The 4,861-nt window shown below is 63.6% G+C and carries 4 protein-coding genes; 3 read left to right on the top strand and 1 reads right to left on the bottom strand.

Going from position 1 to position 4,861, the window contains the following annotated elements:
• From ACW8PS_RS08905 to ACW8PS_RS08895, 3 genes are all read left to right on the top strand, one after another.
• Positions 1–231: cobaltochelatase CobT-related protein (locus ACW8PS_RS08905; RefSeq protein WP_491527014.1), on the top strand; the 231-nt coding region annotated here is incomplete at its 5' end.
• A 142-nt stretch (positions 232–373) separates the two neighbouring features.
• A complete protein-coding gene (locus tag ACW8PS_RS08900) occupies positions 374–2,167 on the top strand; it encodes an aminopeptidase P family protein (RefSeq protein WP_491527013.1) in 1,794 nt (597 codons plus the stop codon).
• 74 nt (positions 2,168–2,241) lie between these two features.
• Complete coding sequence (locus ACW8PS_RS08895; RefSeq protein WP_491527012.1) at positions 2,242–2,586, top strand: DUF427 domain-containing protein; 345 nt, start codon at positions 2,242–2,244, stop codon at positions 2,584–2,586.
• A gap of 245 nt (positions 2,587–2,831) precedes the next feature.
• Here the strand turns inward: ACW8PS_RS08895 and ACW8PS_RS08890 are convergent, their stop codons facing one another.
• A complete protein-coding gene (locus tag ACW8PS_RS08890; RefSeq protein WP_491527011.1) occupies positions 2,832–4,520 on the bottom strand; it encodes a chloride channel protein in 1,689 nt (562 codons plus the stop codon).
• Positions 4,521–4,861: the final 341 nt, after the last annotated feature.

The following is a 4,861-nucleotide window of genomic DNA, read 5'->3' as shown; positions in this document are numbered from 1 at the left end:
AACTATCTGGAAAAGCATCTGCGCGACGTGATCGCGATGGTCGAAAAACGCCGCGCGGTGGAACTGCTTGCCATCGGTATCGGCCATGACGTGACGCGCTATTACGACCGCGCCGTGACGATTACCGATGCCGAACAGCTGGCCGGCGCGATGACCGAGCAACTGGCCTCATTGTTCGACAGCAACCCACGCGCCCGGGCGCGGATGATGGGGATCCGGCGGGTCAGCTAGGTGTTTGATCTGCGACCCGTGCAGATATCAATCGGACGGCGCGCAGCGCGCGAAACCGGGCGGCCAATGTCCAGACGCGGGCGGGCCTGGCGGCTTGCGGCGCGGCAGGCCATTCTGCGCGCATAATCACCGGGAGAGGCAGATGTTCCAGAGTTTCGAAGCCACCACCGCCCCCGAACAGGGGCCACCGCGTCTGGCCGCGCTGCGCGTCGGGCTGGCGCAGGCCGGGCTGGACGGCTTTCTGGTGCCCCGCGCCGATGCGCATCAGGGTGAATATGTGGCCGCGCGCGATGAACGGCTGGCCTGGCTGACGGGGTTTACCGGCTCGGCCGGGTTTTGCGCCGTGCTGGCCGATCGCGCGGGGGTCTTTGTTGATGGCCGCTACCGAGTGCAGGTCAAGGAGCAGGTGGCCGATGTCTTTTCGCCGGTCGACTGGCCCGAAACCAAGCTGGAGAATTGGCTGCTTGACGCGTTGCCCAAAGGTGGCGTGGTCGGGTTCGACCCCTGGCTGCATACCTCTGCCGAAATCACCGGGATGGAGAAGAAACTGACCCCGGCGCAGATCATCCTGCGCCCTGTCGCCAATATGGTTGATGCGATCTGGGCCGATCAGCCGGCACCGCCTGCGGCCCCGGCCTACGCCTATCCGACAGAGATTGCAGGCAAGACATCGCATGAGAAACGCGCCGAGATTGCGCGCGCCCTGCAAGAGGCCGGGCAATCGGCGGCGGTTCTGACCCTGCCCGACAGCATCGCATGGCTGTTGAACATCCGCGGCGGGGATCTGCCGCATCTTCCGGTTACGCAGGCCTTTGCCATCCTGCATGCCGATGCCCGTGTCAGCCTGTTCAGTGACCCCGCGAAATTTGCAGCCCTTGGCCCCGACCTAAATATCGACCTGCAGCCCTGGGCCGCGTTCGAGCCCGCCTTGCAGGCGCTGAGCGGCCCGGTCCGGGTTGACCCCGCCACCGCGCCGCATCAGGTGCGCCTGCTGCTGGAGGCGGCCGGCATTGCCATCGCCAAGGGCGATGATCCCTGCATCCTGCCCAAAGCCTGCAAGACCGAGGCCGAGATTGCGGCCACCCGCACCGCCCATATCCGCGATGGGGTGGCCATGGCCCGGTTTCTGCACTGGTTCGATGAGACCGCGCCCGGCGGCGGATTGACCGAGATCGACTGCGCCCGCAAGCTGGAGGGGTTGCGCGCTGATACCGGCGCGCTTTGCGATATCTCCTTCGATACCATCTCTGCGGCGGGCCCGCATGCCGCCTTGCCGCATTACCGCGTCTCCACCGCCTCGAACGCGGCTATTCTTCCCGGTCAGGTCTATCTGGTCGATAGCGGCGGGCAATATCGCGATGGCACCACCGATATCACCCGCACGCTGGCGGTCGGCGATGTGGATGCAGAGATCAAATCGGCCTTTACCCAGGTTCTGCAAGGGGTCATTGCGATCCACCGGCTGCGGTTTCCCAAGGGGCTTGCCGGGCAGCATCTCGATGCTTTCGCGCGCGCGCCCCTATGGGCGGCGGGTCGCGATTTCGATCACGGCACCGGCCATGGCGTGGGCGTGTTTCTCAGCGTGCATGAAGGCCCGCAGCGGATCTCGCGGATCTCGGATGTCGCCTTGCGGCCCGGTATGATCGTGTCGAATGAACCGGGATATTACCGCGAAGGTGCCTTCGGCATCCGTATCGAAAATCTCGTGGTGGTGCGCCCGGCCCCGGCCCTGCCCGGCGGCGACGGGCGCGCCATGCTGGAATTTGAAAACCTGACCTGGGCCCCGATCGACCGGCATCTGATCGCGCTTGCGGCACTTAACCCGGTTGAACGGGCCTGGATTGACGCATATCACGCACAGGTCGCCGCAAAAATCGGCCCGGAACTGCCACAAGATACCGCAATCTGGCTGAAACGCGCGACAGCGCCGCTTTGACATCTGTCTGTCCTGGCCCCCTGTGGCATTCGGGCTATCATTTCAAACCGCACGCGATCGAGGGAGCAAGAAAGATGACAAGCCATATCACCATACGCAAGGCCACCGGAACCTGGGTGGTGCGGGCCGGCGGCGCTGTTCTGGGCGAAACCTCCAATGCGCTGGAGCTGAGCGAAGGCGACCGCCCGTCGGTTCTCTATTTCCCGCGCGCCGATATCGGCATGGCGTTTCTGGATGCCAGCGAAACGACCAGCCATTGCCCGCACAAGGGCGATGCCAGTTATTTCTCGATCGTCACCAAAAGCGAAGTGCTGAAAGATGCGGCATGGAGCTATGAAACCCCGGTGGCCGAGATGGCCAGGATCGCCGGGCATCTGGCGTTTTTTGCCAGCGACAAGGTCGCCGTCGAAAAGCTGTAGCCGCCCAAGGGGCGGCACCCCGGGGTCAGGCCCTGTCGGGGGCGCTCAGCATCAGAATTGTCCGGTCTCGCGCAGCCGACTGGCAGCCCCCCGCGGGCTCATTCGCAGGGGCTTGGAAGGTTGTCAGTAGCTGCAGAGATACGCAAAGGGCGATTTGGGCGTGACGCAAAACGGGCATCGCAGGATCCTTCAAATCGGTCCAATCAATGCCCGATGCCAGGGTCAGGGCCCAATGCGAAACGGCGTCAACTATGTTCCTCGGCAGCGGTTGCGGCCAGCGCCTGATTATAGGCCTTGAGCGCATCGACATGAAAAAGCGCGCCCTCCAATGCGGGCGGTCCGTCACCGGGGGCCAGGGTCACCACCGGCACAAAATCCAGACCGGTGCGTTCAAAAACCGGCATCGCGCGTTCCAGCGTTGCGTGCAGATCCAGATAGACCCCCTGCTCGATCAGGGTCAGCAGCGCCTCTTGCGGGGCGGCGGCATCATCGGTCATCGGGCGCATGACATTGCCGACCCGGAACATCGCCAGCAGATAAGCCTGCGGACCCGCCGCCAGATGGATATTGCGCCGCTCCAGCTGAGTCAGGAAAAACGAGCGGTCAACCATGCGGCTGGCCAGCGCGGTCGACAGCGAAACCGAGACCATCACCGCCAGCCCGGTCTGCCAATCCCCGGTCAGCTCGAACACGATCAATGTGGTCGATATCGGCGCACCAAGCACAGCCGCCGCCACCGCCCCCATGCCCGCCAGCGCATAAAGCGTTTCCGAGCCCGACACATTGGGAAAGATGCTCGTCGCGATCATGCCAAAAGCCAGCCCGGTCAGCGCGCCCACCATCAATGAGGGCGAAAACACACCGCCGCCCATGCGCCCGGCGAAGGTGATGGCCACCGCAATGACCTTGAGGATGACAAAGATGATCGCCTCATGCAGCAGCAACCGCCCCGTCAGGGCCGCCGATGTGGTCTCGTATCCGACCCCGATGATATGGGGATAAAAGATGGCAATACCGCCAAGCAGCACGCCCGCAATGGCCGGGCGCAGCCAACGCGGAATGCGCGCTTTGCGCTGGATTACATTGCCGATATCCTCGGCCCAGAAATTCGCCCGCATGAAAACCGCTGCAATCAGCCCGGCCAAAAGGCCCAGGATCAGAAAAGCGGGCAGTTCGACATAGAATTGCAGGGCCCCGTCACTGCCGAGGCTGAACTCGGTCACATCGCCAAATTCCAGCCGGCTGATCACCGTGCCAGCGACAGATGCAATCACGATCGGGGCAAAGGCATGCACCGCGAAATGGCGCAGCACCACCTCCAGCGCGAACAGCGCCCCGGCAATGGGCGCGTTGAACGAGGCCGAAACCGCGGCGGCCACGGCACAGCCCAACAGATCGCGCCCGGTGATGCCATCGGCGCGGATCTTGTCGGACACATAGGAGGAGATGACGGCGGCCAGATGCACAACCGGACCCTCGCGGCCGGTCGATCCGCCCGAACTCAGCGTGATCAGCGAGGCGAATGCCGAGGCAAGCCCTTCGCGCTTTTCGACCCGGCCATCGGCCAGCGCCGCGCCTTCGATCACGTCCGCTACGCTGCGCACCCGGCCATCGGGCGTGAACCAATGCAGCACCAGCCCCACGACCAGACCGCCGATCACCGGCAGCATCCAGATCCAGTACCAGGGCAGCGCCTCGGCAAAGCTGTGCAGCATCCTGGTGTCATCGACCCCGTAAAGACTGCTCTGCAACCAGTTGATTGCGCGCCTAAACAGCAGCGCCGCAAACCCGGCGGCGATGCCCACCAACAGGGCGATGAACCAAAATGTGACCTGCCCCGGCCCCTTGTCGCGCAACACATCCCAACTGCGCATTGCCCCGGTCCGGGCGTCGCCCATCAGATCAGCCAGCAAGGATCGGCTTTTCGGGAACATCGGCCTGGTTCGTCCTTTTTCATGGCCCTGGCGGCAAAGCGGTGTTGCGCGCGCCTTGATCTGCTCTACGCTCTTTCGGCCTGCATGAACATCATCACGGCGCGAAAAACACTGTCGCCACGCTGTCTTACCGGGCACCAAGGCCCGCACCATGCGCCAATCAAAGTATCGAGCGGCCGCGCATGCGGCCTCAATTTGGTTAGGGTCAGGACCCATTAATCCTGCGCCACTGGCGCTGATTTGCCAAAATATCAGTGGTTTGGCGTGCGCCGCCCATGGTGGCTCCATTTGCAAGCGCGCCGAGACGCTGAGATGAAGGCAAATCAGCGTCCCTTGGATTT

It is taken from the genome of Alterinioella sp. (assembly GCF_058343375.1).
This window is presented reverse-complemented; position numbering and strand designations above follow the sequence as displayed.

What these genes read in the sequence shown, in the direction of transcription:
- ACW8PS_RS08900 (WP_491527013.1), top strand. Translation starts at nt 374, where the DNA reads ATGTTCCAGAGTTTCGAAGCCACCACCGCCCCCGAACAGGGGCCACCG.
- ACW8PS_RS08895 (WP_491527012.1), top strand. Translation starts at nt 2,242, where the DNA reads ATGACAAGCCATATCACCATACGCAAGGCCACCGGAACCTGGGTGGTG.
- ACW8PS_RS08890 (WP_491527011.1), bottom strand. Translation starts at nt 4,520, where the DNA reads ATGTTCCCGAAAAGCCGATCCTTGCTGGCTGATCTGATGGGCGACGCC.